The sequence below is a fragment of the Bartonella sp. SD1336NMGDW genome (genome assembly GCF_042193565.1).
Classification (GTDB): Bacteria; Pseudomonadota; Alphaproteobacteria; order Rhizobiales; family Rhizobiaceae; genus Bartonella; species Bartonella grahamii.
The window spans coordinates 60,665-77,504 of the sequence record NZ_JBHILW010000001.1 but is presented as its reverse complement, the minus strand read 5'-3'; the positions used below and the strand labels follow the sequence as shown (position 1 = coordinate 77,504).

13 protein-coding genes and 1 pseudogene are annotated in these 16,840 nt (G+C 40.9%); 10 read left to right on the top strand and 4 right to left on the bottom strand.

Features of this window, described 5'->3' with window-relative positions:
* Positions 1–79 precede the first annotated feature (79 nt).
* The 3 genes from ACFIKH_RS00390 (at position 80) to rimJ (ending at position 3,451) form a co-directional block, all read left to right on the top strand.
* Positions 80–466: a hypothetical protein gene (locus ACFIKH_RS00390; protein ID WP_375625241.1), complete on the top strand. Its 387-nt coding sequence runs from the start codon at positions 80–82 to the stop codon at positions 464–466.
* Positions 466–2,328, top strand: coding sequence for an ABC-F family ATP-binding cassette domain-containing protein (locus ACFIKH_RS00385; RefSeq protein ID WP_375670856.1), 1,863 nt, complete (start codon positions 466–468; stop codon positions 2,326–2,328). Before ACFIKH_RS00390 ends, ACFIKH_RS00385 begins: the two co-directional genes overlap by 1 nt.
* A 556-nt stretch (positions 2,329–2,884) precedes the next feature.
* Complete coding sequence (gene rimJ / locus ACFIKH_RS00380) at positions 2,885–3,451, top strand: ribosomal protein S5-alanine N-acetyltransferase (protein ID WP_375670707.1); 567 nt, start codon at positions 2,885–2,887, stop codon at positions 3,449–3,451.
* A 536-nt stretch (positions 3,452–3,987) separates the two neighbouring features.
* Here rimJ and ACFIKH_RS00375 read toward each other — a convergent pair.
* The gene (locus tag ACFIKH_RS00375; RefSeq protein WP_039760779.1) at positions 3,988–4,248 is read right to left on the bottom strand and encodes a DUF2312 domain-containing protein; all 261 of its coding nucleotides are present in this window, start codon (positions 4,246–4,248) and stop codon (positions 3,988–3,990) included.
* A 263-nt stretch (positions 4,249–4,511) separates the two neighbouring features.
* Here ACFIKH_RS00375 and ACFIKH_RS00370 point away from each other — a divergent pair, with 263 nt between their 5' ends.
* Together ACFIKH_RS00370 and pyk are read left to right on the top strand one after the other, a co-directional pair.
* The gene (locus ACFIKH_RS00370) at positions 4,512–5,000 is read left to right on the top strand and encodes a DUF1036 domain-containing protein (protein ID WP_375670705.1); all 489 of its coding nucleotides are present in this window, start codon (positions 4,512–4,514) and stop codon (positions 4,998–5,000) included.
* The gene (pyk, locus tag ACFIKH_RS00365; RefSeq protein ID WP_375626580.1) at positions 4,997–6,433 is read left to right on the top strand and encodes a pyruvate kinase; all 1,437 of its coding nucleotides are present in this window, start codon (positions 4,997–4,999) and stop codon (positions 6,431–6,433) included. Before ACFIKH_RS00370 ends, pyk begins: the two co-directional genes overlap by 4 nt.
* Positions 6,434–7,918: 1,485 nt before the next feature.
* On the opposite strand, the gene ACFIKH_RS00360 is transcribed toward pyk, so the two are convergent.
* Together ACFIKH_RS00360 and ACFIKH_RS00355 are read right to left on the bottom strand one after the other, a co-directional pair.
* On the bottom strand, positions 7,919–8,302 hold the full coding sequence (locus tag ACFIKH_RS00360; RefSeq protein WP_375626578.1) for a cell division protein ZapA: 384 nt from the start codon (positions 8,300–8,302) through the stop codon (positions 7,919–7,921).
* Positions 8,303–8,314: 12 nt separating this feature from the next.
* Positions 8,315–8,590 carry a DUF4164 domain-containing protein gene (locus tag ACFIKH_RS00355; RefSeq protein WP_005774573.1) on the bottom strand — a complete coding sequence of 92 codons (276 nt, stop codon included), beginning with the start codon at positions 8,588–8,590 and terminating at the stop codon, positions 8,315–8,317.
* 334 nt (positions 8,591–8,924) lie between these two features.
* Here ACFIKH_RS00355 and tkt point away from each other — a divergent pair, with 334 nt between their 5' ends.
* The 5 genes from tkt to ACFIKH_RS00330 all read left to right on the top strand — a co-directional run bounded on the left by tkt (position 8,925) and on the right by ACFIKH_RS00330 (position 16,097).
* On the top strand, positions 8,925–10,931 hold the full coding sequence (gene tkt / locus ACFIKH_RS00350) for a transketolase (protein WP_375670703.1): 2,007 nt from the start codon (positions 8,925–8,927) through the stop codon (positions 10,929–10,931).
* Positions 10,932–11,128: 197 nt separating this feature from the next.
* Positions 11,129–12,136, top strand: a complete 1,008-nt coding sequence (gene gap, locus ACFIKH_RS00345; RefSeq protein ID WP_375670701.1) for a type I glyceraldehyde-3-phosphate dehydrogenase — start codon at positions 11,129–11,131, stop codon at positions 12,134–12,136.
* Positions 12,137–12,663: 527 nt separating this feature from the next.
* Entirely contained in the window at positions 12,664–13,857 is a 1,194-nt protein-coding gene (locus ACFIKH_RS00340; protein ID WP_375670854.1) for a phosphoglycerate kinase, read from the top strand.
* A 107-nt stretch (positions 13,858–13,964) separates the two neighbouring features.
* Positions 13,965–14,996: a class I fructose-bisphosphate aldolase gene (locus ACFIKH_RS00335; protein ID WP_375648187.1), complete on the top strand. Its 1,032-nt coding sequence runs from the start codon at positions 13,965–13,967 to the stop codon at positions 14,994–14,996.
* Between the two features lie 933 nt (positions 14,997–15,929).
* Positions 15,930–16,097, top strand: coding sequence for a hypothetical protein (locus ACFIKH_RS00330; RefSeq protein ID WP_375626570.1), 168 nt, complete (start codon positions 15,930–15,932; stop codon positions 16,095–16,097).
* 373 nt (positions 16,098–16,470) lie between these two features.
* Here the strand turns inward: ACFIKH_RS00330 and ACFIKH_RS00325 are convergent.
* A pseudogene (locus ACFIKH_RS00325) lies at positions 16,471–16,719 on the bottom strand (ABC transporter); the annotation flags it as partial.
* Positions 16,720–16,840: the final 121 nt, after the last annotated feature.

The following is a 16,840-nucleotide window of genomic DNA, read 5'->3' as shown; positions in this document are numbered from 1 at the left end:
AGGCAGGGGGGGGCCTAGTGATTAAGTGCCGACATAAACGATATATTATGTATTGATCTTGAGAAGGAAAGGTTTTGATATGCTAAAATCAATTTTTAAAGTGGCTGTTGTTTCAGCCATTGGTTTCAGTTCAGTTGCTTGTACCACAAACGATGAACGCGTTGCACGTTACGGCGTAGGAGGAGCAGCAATTGGTGCTTTGGCTGGAACTGCTATTGCTGGAAGTACTCCTGGAGCAGCACTTACCGGTGCAGCATTTGGTGCTTTGGCTGGAACAGTAACAGGTGCAGCTGCAAATCAAAGAAAACAACAAAGACAGGCATCACAATTGTGCACGTATCGTGGTCGTAGAGGGCATGTTTACCAAGCACCTTGTGCACAAAGAGTCCCTGTACGACAATTATGTGCTTACCGTGATGCAAGAGGGGTGATGTATAAAGCACCTTGTCCGCGCCGCGTTCGTTAATGGCGGTGCCGCTTCTGCGGCTTGACCGCATTTTCTTAAATTTTGGAAAAACGCCTTTGCTCAATCAAGCTTCTTTATCGGTTGAGCAGGGGGCGCGTATTGCGCTGGTCGGCCGTAATGGTTGTGGAAAATCGACCTTATTAAAAATTGCCGCAGGAATATTAGAACCTCATGGTGGCGAAATTTTTCGCCACCCGCGAGTAACGCTCCGTTATGTCTCACAAAATCCGGATTGTTCAGGATTTGAAGATATTAACGCTTATATGGAAGCGGGGCTGGACAGTACATCTGATGTCCAGTGGATCAATACGCTTCGCACAAATTTAGGGTTTTCGGGGGCGGAAAAATTGGAAACGCTTTCGGGAGGCGAAAAGCGACGTGTTTCGTTGTTACGGGCCATTGCTGCAAAACCCGATATTTTGTTCTTAGATGAACCAACCAACCATCTTGATTTACCAACCATTGAATGGCTGGAAGCTGTTTTGTGTTCTTTGCGTTCAGCGATGGTGGTGATTTCCCATGATCGGCGATTTTTAGAAAATGTTACGCGGTCAACGGTATGGCTTGATCGTGGCACAACCAAAAGACTGGAAAAGCGTTTTTCTGAGTTTGAAAATTGGCGTGATAAAGCACTGGAAGAAGAAGCCATCGAACAGCATAAATTGGGGCGCCAAATTGTTCGTGAAGAGCAATGGTTGCGTTATGGTGTGAGCGCACGGCGTAAGCGTAATGTACGGCGCTTAGGCGAATTAAAAGACTTAAGACAGCGTCATCAAACCTATAAAGGGCAGCCGGGAAATGCACTTTTGACAGCAGCGAAAAGTCATGATTCTGGGCAATTGGTGCTTGAAGCAAAGAAAATTTCAAAATCCTATGGTGATCGCATTATCGTGAAAGATTTCTCTTTGCGCATTCAGCGTGGTGATCGGATCGGTTTGGTAGGACCCAATGGAATCGGAAAGACAACTCTCATTTCTGCATTAATTGGGCAAGAAGCCGTGGATAGTGGAACGGTGAGGCATGGCTATAACCTCTCTATGGCATTGCTTGATCAGCAACGTATTTTAAATGAAGAAGAAACTTTAGCGCATTATTTAACGGGAGGAAGAGGTGACACTCTTGTGATCAATGGACAAGAGCGGCATGTCGTTTCTTATATGAAAGACTTTTTATTTTCACCTGAACAAGCACGCACTCCCCTTAAAGAATTTTCCGGGGGAGAAAGAGCACGCCTCATGCTTGCACGACTTCTTTCACGTCCTGCAAACTTTTTGATTCTTGATGAACCGACCAATGATTTGGATATGGAAACTTTGGATTTGTTGCAAGAATTTATTGCTGATTTTGCGGGAACAGTATTGTTGGTTAGCCATGACAGAGACTTTTTAGATCGTACTGTAACGCATATGTTGGCACCTCAAGGTGATGGTCAGTGGGTTTTGTATGCGGGCGGTTATAGTGATATGATGGCGCAAAACCAGTATGCTCTGAGTTTACAACGCAAAAAAACAGAATTATCGCAGCGTAATGCATCTTCAAAATTTCATGCGGGAAAGCTTTCAAAGCAGGACACATCAACAGATCATAGCTTGATAGGGCGGGAGAAAAAAACACGAGGTAAATTGTCTTATAAGCAGGTTTATGCATTGGAAAAATTGCCTGAAGAAATTGCTGTTTTGCAGGACGAAATCAAAAAAATTGAACAAGAGCTCTCTGATCCAGCCCTTTATCGCAGTGATAAAGAGCGTTTTGAGCGTTTATCAACAGCGTTGGAAAAAAAGAAAAATACTTGCACACAAAAAGAAGAAGAATGGTTAGAACTTGAAATTTTACGCGAAGAAATGGAAGCGTGTTCACGGTAATGTCTAAAACATTTTAAAAGATTTGTATTGCATTATCACTTTTCTTGGATTTGTTACAAGAGTTTGTGGCTGATTTAGCGGGAACAGTGTTGTTGATGAGTCATAGCAGAAACTTTTTAAATCCCACTGTAACATATAGCTTTTCAAGGTGATGGTCATTGGGTTTTGTATGTGGGCAGTGATATGATAGCGCACAATAAGCATGATCTGAGTTTACAAGGCAAAGAAACAAAACTATCTTTGCCGTGAGTTTTTTCAAAATTTTGTATATGGAAGTATACCAGTTCCATTACACACTTTGCCAGTTCCCAATGTTGCTACAGCGCTCCTTGGAACTTGAGAGCATTCGTAAAAAACATTCCCTTGTCTTTACCTTATGCTTTAAACATACCACACCTCCGCTTATGACGGAAAAGTAAATGATCCTCATTGATTCTAACGTAAGAAGTGTTGTGATGAGGAAAGCTTACTGTATTCGACGTTATGATTTAAGTTTAAAAATGATGATTTGTTAGGATAAATCAACGTGTTATTGTAACATTTCTAGGAGGAGAAAATGATAGCAATTAAAACAAAGCGAACAATTTCCACATTGATCGGTTTAGAAGATGCAGCTGAACTGTCTTCTTATTACCTCCGTAATGCGAATCATCTGCGTCCTTTTGAACCGTTAAGATCTGATGGTTACCACAGCCTAACAGCTTGGGAAACACGAGCCAATGCATTTGCTTATGAAAATGCACAAGGACAAGCATACCGATATGCTGTACGATTAAAAAATGAAAACACAGTCATCGGTGTTGTCAACTTTACAAATGTGGTTCGGGGTGTTTTTCAAGCCTGTCATCTTGGTTTTTCTCTTGATGAAAAACAACAAGGCAAAGGTCTCATGTTTGAGAGTTTATCGGCTCTAATACGCCATATCTTTTATGTTTATCATCTGCATAGAGTGATGGCAAATTATAGACCTGAGAACATAAAAAGCGAACGTTTATTAAAGCGCCTTCATTTTGAAAAAGAAGGCTATGCCAAAGACTATTTGATGATTTCTGGAAAATGGAGAGACCACATTCTAACCTCTCGAATCAATGATCTGTATGAGTCCGTTAATAGATTCGAATAAAGTTTTATTAAAAGTTCTATCAAGGGGCTTTTTATCAAATGTGTAAATATGCCGAATTTCTGCCTATCCTAAAAGATAAAGATCCTTAACCAGCTCTTCTTTTGTAAACAGTTCAGACTCTCATTTAGCGGATTTCAACTGCTGACCACTTTATATGTTTCTTTTTGTAGATAATGAATTGATTTATCATCATAATTCATTTCTTCAATTTGAAGGAAGAGAGTCCTTAATATCGTAAGACTTTCTCATTTCAAATCTATTGATGTTTAATCATAAAAATTACCTCTCTTGCACATCACAAATTGGATTGGCGTACAAGTGAGGGGTTGTGTGGATAAAAATGATTGGAGGAGAGGGATAAAAATGCTCTGTATAAATCCTTTTAATGTGAGGGCTGTTGCAATATTGTGTATTTTGTGACCGATAGTCTCGTTACAAGTTACACAAACAGCTTATTATTGGGTGAAATTTTTATACATTCATTTGTTTTTTTGCATTTTCTTTTCTTAAGAAATTTTCCAATTTTATCAATAGCTTTAACTCATACCAAGCGCATTTTTATAAAGCTCAATGATTGCTTCTTCTTCCATTCGTTCATGCTCTTCTTTTTTACGCAACCGTATAATGCTGCGAACGGCTTTACTATCAAAACCAGAGCCTTTAAGTTCAGTGTAAACGTCTTTAATATCATCAGAAATGGTTTTTTTCTCTTCTTCTAGTCGTTCAATACGTTCGATAAAAGAGCGTAATTGGTTTACGGATATGGCGTGTGTTTGATCGGTTACTGTATCGTTCATTGTATTTTTCTCCAAGTTATATATTCTAAGTTGTTTTTCGACGACGAATTTATGTTGAAAAAGCTTGAAAAACAAAAAGCAAATCAAGCTACACTGTTTTTTTACAAATTGACTTTAAATATTTTGTAAAATTTTTAAGATATATGCATTGATAAAAGGGCTATAAAAAGAAAAATATAAAAATATACGTTTTAGACTTGAAAAGCTTTTGAAAAAGAAGTGTGTAATTTCTTTTGAGAATTTGACATTATAGAGGAAGTTTTGTGATTTTAAAAAAACGATATTGGGTGTTTCAGAAAGGATTGAAGGTTTTTCTCTTGAGCATTTTGCTCTTGTTTTCCCTTGTTGTTTTTGCAAAAGCTGACTTTAGGGTTTGTAATACAACCCAACAGTCTGTAGGGGTTGCTCTTGGATATCGTACATTTTCAGGGTGGGTGAGCGAAGGCTGGTGGACGGTACCCGTGACGGAGTGTAAAACCTTAATTGAAGGGCCTCTTGCTTCACGGTTTTATTATTTTTATGCGGAAGGGGCACAAAAAAAAGGGAATTGGGCAGGCTCTGTAACCATGTGTGTGCAAGATAGCCAATTTACCATTCAAGGGGTTCATGATTGTTTCCCTCGAGGATATCAAAAGGCTGAATTTAAAGAAATCGATACCGGAAATCAAACCAGTTGGATGATACAGTTGACGGATGAGTCTTTGTTAAACAATTCAGTTATACCTTCTCTTTCAGGAAATTCTCCACCGTGAAACGTGCACGTAAAGTGAAAATTATTGCGACTCTTGGTCCTTCTTCTTTTTCCAGTGAAATGATTGAGAAGCTTTTTAGGGCAGGAGCAGATGTTTTTCGTCTTAATATGAGCCATACTGACCGTGATATGATGGGTGATTTGGTCAAGTCTATACGAGAAGTTGAAAAAACAGTTCGGCGACCCATTGGTATTTTAGTTGATCTTCAGGGGCCAAAACTGCGTGTGGGTCGTTTTACTAAGGGTCAAGAAGATTTGCGTGTTGGGCAAAGCTTTACGTTAGATAATCGCGATGTGTTAGGTGATGCACAGCGTGTTTTTTTCCCTCATGAGGATGTATTTTCGGCTGTTAAACCAGGGGATCGGTTATTAATTGATGACGGAAAACTGGAACTGCGTGCGCAAGTTTGTGATGGTCATTCTGTACAATGTCGCGTGGTTGCTGGAACACGTATTTCTGATCGAAAGGGTGTCAGTTTTCCCGATACAATTTTGCCTTTTGATTCGATGACGTCAAAAGATAAGGAGGATCTTCAGGCTCTTTTACAGCAGCCTGTTGATTGGGTTGCTCTTTCTTTTATTCAACGTCCAGAAGATATTATGGCGGTGCGTCGGTTGACGAAAAGCAAGGTGTCTTTGATGGCTAAAATCGAAAAGCCTCAAGCCTTAGAGCATATAGAGAAAATTATTGATGTATCCGATGGTATTATGATTGCACGGGGTGATCTCGGAGTGGAAATGCCTTTGGAAAGGGTTCCTGCACTTCAGATGGAGCTCATAAAAGCTTGTCGTTTAGCAGGGAAGCCTGTTGTGGTGGCAACACAAATGCTCGAATCAATGATCACATCTTCTGTTCCGACACGCGCAGAAGTGTCGGATGTTGCTACAGCAGTTTATGCAGGAACAGATGCGGTGATGTTGTCTGCTGAATCTGCTTCTGGTCGCTATCCTGAAGAAGCTGTGCTTATGATGGACCGAATCGCGCGGCAAATCGAACAAGATCACACTTATGCCGCTCAGGTTGGGGCACAACATCCAGCACCAGAATCAACAGGAACGGATGCGATTTCTCTTGCTGCGCGTCAGATTGCTGAAACACTTGCGCTATCAGCTATCGTTGCCTATACGGCTTCCGGAACAACGGGGGTGCGTGCCTCTCGTGAACGCCCTAATAGACCGATTATTGCTTTATCGCCCATTGTGGAAACAGCACGGCGTTTGGCTTTAGTTTGGGGGCTTCATTGTGTGGTCACGCAAGATGCACGGAGTTTAGAGGATATGGTTGATCGTGCAGCAGCCATTGCATTTCAGGAAGGCTTTTGCAAAGGGGGAGATCGCTTTCTTGTGACAGCTGGGGTTCCCCTTGGAACGCCTGGAGCGACAAATCTCTTGCGTATTGCTTCTGTCTCTCAAGATGGAACGAAAGGGATTTGAGCCGTTTATGCATGATGTTTTTTTATGCGCCTTTAAACAGGCTTTAAAAACAACGGGTGTGCGTTTTTTGTGAATGCTTCCATAGACCTATTATTCTTTTACCTCCCATTGTAAAGATAGCAAGGTGTTGCGTTAGGTTATAAGGTTTGGTGATGGGAGCAGATGCGGTGATGTTGTCTGTTGATTTTCTTTTAGTTCTGAGGAGGCTGCTTTTACGGTAGGGTATTGAATGGAAGCCCCTCTTTTATTTCATTGAGGCATATTGGGGATTGCTTTATTGATGTTTATACGAGCCAGATGTTCATTGATAATGAGAATTTATTCTTTTTCTTTTTAAATGAGAGCCTTGAAATTGTTCTCATTTTAAAATTTTGCAAACAGAATTGAATAAAATTAAAATTATGTGCCTAAAAAATCATGATGGTATGTTATGAGAAAAAGTGATGGGTGAATGTGTTTTAAAAATATGCTTTGTCGGCGCGTTTGCAACATATTGATTTATAATGATAACATAGCGTTCTTTATATTGAATTAAAACCCTGAATACCGCAAGGTTCTCTTAACTTTAAATTTGTTTATGTTTTGTCAATCATAACTATTTGCTTGCACGTCACAAGCGGGGCTCTTGTGGGTAAAAACTGTACAAGAAAGGTGTCCCTCTTATGAATCCTTTTAAGGGCCAAGGGGGCTGTCGCAATATTGAGGGCTGTTTATAATGATGGTGCCGGTTTGCTCTTTTATTAAGCGTGGAGATTTTGAGGGGTGGGGAGAGAGGTATGGATGAATTGTTTGTTATAAGGATAAAGATGGTGGTAGAGGATGTTTTCAAGAGCTATTATTGTCGTTTATGATGTTTGAGGTTGTATGAGATTAACATAATCTTCGGGTTTGGCTTTTTTCCTGCTCTAAAGGATGAAAATACTAAAGTTCACGCTGGTTTATAAATGATACGGTTCTTCTAGGTGGGTTTCATCTGATGGACATTCTAGGTGCAAAGACTCCATGGTGCTTATATTATCAAATGGCGGTGTTTTACGGGATAATAGATAAGGTTATTTTTTAAATATATTTTGAATCTGCTTGACCTTATCTAAGGACAAGGACTTTATGGTATGCATTCAGAGGAAACATGAATAGAGTTCTTTTTTTCGAAGGATGCTTTATTTGTTTGTTGCTGTTGTCATTTATATGATTTTTTTACAATGATGTTGGTTTTGTTATCTTGTTGCACTGTTAAAGACATCTCATTTGAAGTGTGGTGATATAAGGTTGCCTTCTTGATATAAGAAGTGTTTGTGCGGAGATGAAAGATTCAGGGTCAGGTTTTTTTGTTGAGTTTTAAGTTAATCCCATAAGTGGTGAGTAGCTGGAATCCTTCCTATAAGAAACCAGACTGTTTACAGACTGGTGTGGGTTTAAGAATTTTTATCCTGTGAGGTGTGGCGGACAAGTCAAGTCTCTGGTTTATTACGCGCTGATGTACTTTTAGAAATCTTCCTGTTCTTGTTCTTGAATGTTTGTGCTGTTTTGATCATCTTTGAGCAATTGGTTGGTGAGATTTTCAATGCGTTGGGTGGTGTCACGCATAATTTTTCCCATGGTGCGGTCTCTTTCGTTGTGGAGTCGTAAAAGAGCATTGTAGTCTTCTTGTAATTTTTTATTTTCTCGTTTTATTTCTTCCATTTCATCAATAATCATTATGCCAGCCATAACCGATAAACGATGGTCGCCAATTTCACCAAAATTGTTCTTTAAATGTGTGATATATTGATCTAATTGAGCAGCAAGCGCAATAAGACGACGTTCTTGTCCTTTGTCACAAGCCATGCGATAAACTTTACCATCAATGGTAACGGAAACAGTTTCCATACATTCAAACCTTTATCTATCAATGACAACACGAATTGTTTCCATTGCTTTAATAAGACGTTTGGAAACTTCTTTGTTTACGGACTCTAAGCGTTCAATTTGGGCTTCAGCTTTGTCAAGCGCTTGGGCAAGATGGCTGCGGTCAGCATTCATTCGTTGGATTTCTTCTTCCCATTCGTTATTTTTATCAATAACGGCATTGCGGTTTATTATGGTGATCTCTAAAGTTCTAAGTGCCTTTTCTAGGTGCTCTAAAGCATCTTGTAGAACTGTAGTCTCTTGGTTCATTGCCTTTATCCTTTGGGTAATTGTATCCTTTATCAATGTGTTATGCAAAAACGAATCACTTTCACTCTTGTATTGTGCGCATTTTATTTTTAAGTATGTAGGATATTTTAGCAAGCAAAGCAGGGGATGGATATAAATTAAAAGCTGGATTTTTTGCGCGTATTGGCATAAATGACATGGATATACAGGACGCGTGAGGGGAATGTTATTAATGTTATTGAAGTGGTGGCAAGAAGTCTCACACTAATGGTTAAAAAATAGTATTTCTTGAGAGTTTTAAGAGAATACGGAAAAAGCAACGGAATAACGTATTTAACGAAATGGTCGATTATTCATGACAAATACCCACCAACAGAATCAGATGGCCAATGCTATCCGTTTTCTTGCTATTGATGCGATTGAAAAAGCAAATTCTGGTCATCCGGGCTTACCAATGGGGGCAGCCGACATTGCTACAGTCCTTTATACACAATTCCTTGCTCATGATCCTAAAAATCCTCGCTGGCCTAATCGTGATCGTTTTGTGTTATCGGCGGGGCATGGGTCTATGTTGCTTTATGCTCTCTTGTATCTTTCTGGTTATGAAGATATTGGCATTGAAGATCTCAAAAATTTTCGCCAATTAGGGGCAAAGCTTGCTGGGCATCCAGAATATGGGCATGTGGCGGGAATCGAAACAACCACTGGACCACTTGGACAAGGGTTGGCAAATGCCGTGGGAATGGCTCTTGGGGAGCGTTTGCAAAATGCCCGTTTTGGTGATCTCATCAATCATTACACTTACGCGTTGGTGGGCGATGGATGCCTTATGGAAGGAATATCTCAAGAAGCGATTTCCCTTGCTGGTCATTTGAAACTCAATAAGCTTATTGTGTTGTGGGACGATAATAATATTTCCATTGATGGAGAGATTTCCCTTGCTGATAGTACTGATCAGATTGCGCGTTTTAAAGCTTCTGGTTGGGAGACACATAAAGTCAATGGGCATGATCAAGCAGCAATTGCACGGGCTATTGAGGCGGCACAAAATTCCGATAAACCAACTTTGATCGCTTGTAAAACAACAATTGGTTTTGGAGCGCCAAATAAAGCGGGTACCAATAAAGTTCATGGGTCCCCTTTGGGCGCACGAGAAATTACTGAAACCCGTATCGCTTTAGGGTGGGATGCTGAGCCTTTCATTATTCCAGCCGATATTCTCGATAATTGGCGCTTGGCTAGTCTCAATGCTGCTAAAAAACGCCAAAAGTGGGAAGCAAAATTTGCTGATCTTCCTGTCTCAGAGCGTGTGGAGTTTGAAAGATTGATGCGGGGCGATCTCGTGGGCGGATTTGATGGCGCTATTGATACTTATAAACAGAAACTGGTTGAAGAGCGGCCTGTTGTTGCTACGCGTAAAGCTTCGGAAATGGCTCTTGAAGTTATCAATGGAGTCGTTACTGAAACTATTGGTGGTTCGGCTGATCTAACCGGATCTAATAATACAAAAAGCAGCCAGATGAAAAGTATCTCTGCTGAAGATTTTTCAGGGCGTTATCTGCATTATGGAATTCGCGAACATGTAATGGGAGCCGTGATGAATGGTCTTGCCCTTTATGGCGGCTTTATTCCTTATGGGGGAACCTTTTTATGCTTTTCTGACTATATGCGTCCTGCTATGCGGCTCTCTTCTCTTATGGGATTGCGGGTGATTTATGTCATGACACATGATTCTATTGGTCTTGGTGAGGATGGTCCGACCCATCAACCCGTGGAACATTTGGCTTGCCTGCGCGCAATACCTAATCATCTTGTGTTTCGACCTGCTGATGCTATGGAGACAGTCGAGTGTTGGCAATTGGCTTTGAAAGCACGCAAAACGCCTTCTACTTTGGCTTTGAGTCGACAAAATCTACCGCTTTTGCGTCAAGAGTATGAAGAAGAAAATCTCTGTATGCTCGGTGCTTATGAATTCCTAACAGCTAGTGATGATGCACAAGTGACGCTGTTTGCTTCTGGTTCAGAATTGCAAATTGCGGTGGAGGCACATGCGGTGTTAGAAGAAAAAGGCATCCCAACGCGTGTGGTTTCTGTGCCTTGTTTTGAACTCTTTTCTCAACAGTCTCTCTCTTATCAGCGTGCTCTCATTGGGGAGGCACCGATTAAAATTGCCATTGAAGCTGCTGTCGCCCAAGGGTGGGATCGTTTTATTGGCTGTGATGGTGTGTTTATTGGTATGGAGGGCTTTGGGGCAAGTGGAACAATTGATGCCCTTTATGCGCATTTTGGTATTACTTGTGAGAATGTGGTCGCTACCGTTGAAAAAGAGCTTGGAAAGATCAAAGAGGAAAAGACAAAGTGATAGTTTGTGTTGTCATGAATGGGGTGGTTTTAGGGCATCATATTCTGTCTAGTGTTGTGGATGATCTTGTGCATTATTGTGGATAAGTGAGTGATTGATCAAGATATTGACATTGTGGGAATTAATGATTTTGGATTGGTACCCATTTATTGTGTTTTAAATGTTGTGCTTAAAAAATTGATGAGGAAACATGTGAAATGACAGTTCGTGTTGCAATTAATGGGTTTGGTCGTATTGGTCGCAATATTTTACGTGCACTTGTGGAAAGTGAACGGCAAGATATTGAAGTGGTCGCAATTAATGATTTGGGATCGGTGGAAACAAATGCCCATTTATTGCGCTATGATTCAGTTCATGGGCGTTTTCCTGGGACCGTTAAGGTGGTAGGGGATGCCATTGATGTGGGGGGTGGTTTAATAAAGGTATGCGCAGAGCGTGATCCTGCTCAATTGCCTTGGAAAGATTTGGATATCGATATTGCTTTAGAATGTACGGGCATTTTTACTACGCGTGATAAAGCAAGTGCTCATTTGGATGCGGGGGCAAAGCGTGTTCTTGTTTCTGCGCCTTCTGAAGGAGCAGATCTTACGGTTGTCTATGGGGTTAATCATCTCTCTTTAAGAAAGGAGCATCGTGTTGTTTCAAACGCCTCTTGTACTACCAATTGCTTGGCGCCTGTAGCACAAGTTTTGCACAACACGGTGGGTATTGAAAAGGGCTTCATGACAACAATCCATTCTTATACGGGTGATCAACCTGTGTTGGATACAATGCATCGTGACCTTTATCGTGCACGTGCAGCAGCTCTTTCTATGATTCCTACCTCAACAGGAGCGGCAAAAGCTGTGGGATTGGTCTTACCAGAATTAAAGGGATTGCTTGATGGTGTATCGATTCGTGTTCCGACCCCTAATGTTTCTGTAGTTGATTTGACATTTATCGCTAAGCGTTCCACAACAATTGAAGAAATTAATACAGCTATTGCTGCTGCTGCACAAGGTCCTTTGAAGGGCATTTTGGACACTACAGAAGAAAAACTCGTGAGTTGTGATTTTAATCATAATCCTCATTCAGCTATTTTCCACAATGATCAAACAAAAGTGATTGATGGTAAGCTCTGTCGCGTTCTGGTTTGGTATGATAATGAATGGGGCTTTTCTAACCGTATGAGTGATACGGCTGTGGCTTTTGCTAAGACAATATAAGAGGACCTCAGGGTCCTCTTTTTATAGGGAAAAGTCTCATTTTTGTACAATTTTGAGAAAAACAGATAGAGGCTGTTGTTCTCATACGCTAGAGAGAAGAGAATATTGAAAAATTGATGATGTGTTTTGTTTTAATACCGTGTCAATACGTGCTTTTAAAAGCTGCATGAAAGAGTAAACTTTGAAAAAGTAAGATCTGAACGAGATACCCTTTGAGAAAACGTTAGAAAATTAGGAGATGTAAACTCTCTTGCTTAGAAGTAAAAGGCAAGCTTTAATAGAGATCAAGTTGAGCGAATGCATTTGTTTGCCACAATTTGTTTGCCACAATGGGATATGAAGATTAAGAGCAATGGTGGGCTTTTGTACATTTGATGATGAAAGCTTTGGCTTTTCAAGCAGAGGGTGAGAGATAAGCTGTCGTGGATCTCTTGTAAAAGCAAAGAGGGGATAAGTGGAAAGAAAAGTGGGCAGGGTTGTTGGATGCGTTTTTATTTGAAACAATGGAAAGTGAAGAGGAAGCAGTGATGGGGTTTCGTACACTTGATGATGTTGATGTCACTGGAAAACGTGTTCTTGTGCGGGTGGATTTTAATGTGCCAATGGCACACGGCAAGGTCTGTGATACGACGCGCTTAGAGCGACATAAAGAGACAATCATTGAGCTGCAAAAGCGGGGTGCTAAACTTATTCTGCTTTCTCATTGTGGTCGCCCTAAAGGAAAGGTAGAGCCAGAGTTTTCACTCCGTCCTGTTGTGCAAGTGCTGGAAAAGATCATTAATCAGCCTGTTTCTTTTGCTCCTGACTGTATCGGTTCGGTGGTGCAGGTTGCGGTTGAGTCATTACAAAATGGGGGTGTTTTACTGCTTGAAAATGTTCGTTTTTATGCTGGTGAAGAAAAGAATGATTGTTCTTTTGCGGAAGCTTTGGCTCATAATGGGGATCTCTATGTCAATGATGCTTTTTCAGTTTCTCATCGTGCCCATGCTTCGGTGGAGGGAATAACGCATTTGTTGCCTTCTTATGCAGGGCGCTCTTTGCAAGGTGAGATGCAGGCGTTAGAAAAAGGACTTGGCAATCCAGCACGTCCTGTGGTTGCCCTTGTGGGAGGAGCGAAAGTTTCCAGCAAGCTTTTTGTGCTCAATCATTTGGTGGAAAAGGTTGATCATCTCGTGATTGGTGGGGGCATGGCTAACAGTTTTTTAGCAGCGCAAGGTGTGTCTGTTGGTAAGTCACTGTGTGAACATGCACTGATGGACACGATAAAAAAAATTATTAAAAAAGCACAAGAGTGTCAATGTACGCTTCTGCTCCCTGTGGATGCTGTCGTTGGATTTCGTTTTGAAAAAGATGCACCGCATCGTCTTTATGACATTGAAGATATTCCACAAGATGGCATGATATTGGATATTGGGACGCGCTCTATTGCGCATATCAATGCTGCGATAGATGAAGCTGCTACTCTTGTGTGGAATGGACCCCTTGGTGTTTTTGAGATGTCTCCCTTTGATAAGGGAACCATTGCCGTTGCACGCCATGCAGCAGAACGTAGTTTGACGGGAAAGTTGGTTTCAATTGCGGGAGGGGGCGATACGGTTTTTGCCCTTAATCATGCTGGTGTTGCCAATGATTTTACTTATCTCTCGACTGCTGGAGGGGCTTTTTTGGAATGGATGGAAGGTAAGGTTCTGCCTGGCATTCTTGCCCTTATGCAGGCTTAAGGGGTTTCTTTGAAGGGAAGGTTAAAGAAAAACTATACGGTCTTGTAGAGTGTTTTGATAGTGTTGCGCATTTTTAGAAATTAAGACAAAATAAAGAGGAATTTTTTATGAATGAACGGCTTGAAGATATTGCACTTGCTTTGGTGCATGCGGGTAAAGGTATTTTGGCGGCAGATGAAAGTACGGCGACCATTGGAAAGCGTTTTGAAAGTATTGGTGTTGAATCCAATGAAGATAAGCGCCGTGCTTATCGTGAAATGCTTTTTAGTACAAAAGAAGCGATGGAAAACGCCATCTCTGGGGTTATTTTATTTGATGAAACCATTCGGCAAAAAGCATCAACTGGGAAAATGTTGACGGATCTTATTCGGGATTCAGGCGCTTTGCCAGGGATTAAAGTTGATACCGGTGCAAAACCTTTGGCCGCTTTTCCTCAAGAGACAATTACCGAAGGGTTGGATGGTCTTCGTGAGCGGCTAAAAGACTATTATGCTTTGGGAGCACGTTTTGCTAAATGGCGTGCGGTGATTGCTATTGATGAACACACTTTGCCAACAAGAGGAGCCATAAGACAAAATGCACAAGCTCTTGCACGCTATGCTGCCTTGTGTCAGGAGTTCAATATTGTGCCGATTGTTGAGCCGGAAGTGTTGATGGATGGACCATCGTGTGGGCATTCCATTACACGTTGCTTTGAGGTGACAAAAGCTGTTTTACAGACCGTCTTTAAAGAATTGTTTGAAGCTCGTGTTCTTTTGGAGGGGATGATTTTAAAGCCCAATATGGTGATTGATGGTAAGGATGCGCGCAAGGCTTCTGTCGAAGAAGTTGCTGAAAAGACCGTCCAGGTGCTTAAACAGACTGTTCCTGCTGCTGTTCCTGGAATTGCTTTTCTTTCTGGAGGACAGTCTGATAAGGAAGCAACGGCGCATTTATCTGCTATGAATTCTTTGGGCGCATTTCCTTGGAAATTGACCTTTTCCTATGGACGAGCATTACAAGCAGCTGCTTTAAAAGCATGGGCTGGAAAGGATGAGAATATTGCTGTTGCACAGAAGGCATTTAGTCATCGAGCTTTGATGAATCATCTTGCGGCTTTGGGACAATGGACAACAGAACAAGAAAAAGCGTGCGCTTGAAGCACAAACTCTGTTTTTAAATGCGGAGAGATTTTGCTTGTTTCTGCGTGTTTTTTGGGTGCCCTCATCATGATAAAAATGGCAGGGGCGTTTTGGGCTTGAAAGCTTTCTCAGAGAGTTTTCTCCTTGGACCTTTTAAAAGTTTCTAATGGGTGCTATCGAGAGATAAGATTGCGCAAGAGGTGCGATTTCGGGAAGGGGAGATGGTGCTTTAAAGGAAATTTGTGAATGCACAGCACTTTAGTATGGTGTCGTTCATGGGTAGGCACTTGCTTTTTGAGTGAAAATCATAAAGCTAAGACTTTATTGAAGAGTTTGATATTGTGATATTTTTTCTTTTTCATGTTATCATTACTTGTCATCAGCAGAATCCATTTTATTACAGTTTCAAAGGTGGAAAAGCGGGTAGATTGGAGAGTTGCGATTTCTGAGCGGATTGGAATACAGCTTATGAAGCTTTTCTGCGTCAGGATAGCTTCCTCTTCAATGGGAGTAGTTTTTCTATTGACGAACGGATTGAATAACTCTTGCTAACAAAATAGATTTGCACCTCAATAAAACACCTATTTTTTCGTTAAAATGGATAAATTTTTCTTGTATTTTGTGATGATATAATTAAAAATGAATAACTTCATAGCATCTTGGCTTAAAACGGGGGGAGTTGTGGACGGTATATCTTCTAAAAATAACAGTATATCTTCTAAGAATACAAGCATCAAAAGAAAAAATCGATACGCAGAACAGAGCTTTTCTGCAATTATGATGCGAAAATTGTGCAATATGGTGCGTAGAACATTCGCTGTAATATTTGGAGTGTTTACTTTCATAATTTTTCTTATCCTGTTCCGCATGCGTGGATTGGTTCATGCCGTACTAAGCTTCTTTGCGGGTGCGAGTGGATTAGCGTGCTTTTTATTTTTTTTCGGATACCTCTTGGAACACCGTGAAGCAACGGCAGATGAAGCCGGTATATCGCTCACATTACTCTTAGCAATTAGTGAAGGCGTTTTTTCTGTTTGCTGCATGTCTGCTGCGTGGGGTTACGACGCTCTTTTATTCCGTTTAGCACCTCCTGAGTATGAAATTATGCTCTTTGAATAAATAGGGTGCAATTCGTTTGTGTATAAATCAAGATGAGAGGCTGTTTGCCTCTCAAATTCTTAATAATCGCTCTCCAAAATCGTAACATTAGACCCGCGTTTAATGAGAGGACTAACAAGCCTTGGTCCTTAAGCTTAAGGCAATCCTTTAAAGGTTACGCCTATCGGCATCCTTGACCTTAAGACACCCAAACGGCTTATTTTGTTTTTCTCATGCGGCTTTTGAAATCATGATATAAGGGGAAAGCTTCTCATGGTGCCTAAATGGTACCTTATCGTGTGTTAAATGGAAAAATGAGAAGTTCAAATTGATAAGCCTGTCTGAAAAGGAGTGCTGTTTATGTCCTTAAAGATATTGTCTTTATAATGATCACTTACTCAGGTGAAAATTGGAGTTTTGCCAAATAGGCATAGACGCCATTTCTTGCCACAAGTTCTGCATGGGTTTCCTCTTCCACAGGAGCGCCTTTATCCATCACGAGAATACGATCAGCTTTTAAAATTGTTGCCAAACGATGTGCAATTACCAAGGTTGTACGATTTTGCATCAATCCTTCTAAGGCGTCTTGCACCAACTTTTCACTGTTTGCATCTAAAGCAGATGTTGCTTCATAAAGCAGCAATGTTTTGATTTATAATAATAATTCACTGTTTTGTATGTTGCATGGGGATCCCGAATATTACAGGATTTTTTCATTTCAAATCTGTTCCGTGTTGAATCAACAAAAACCATGTCTCTTGCAC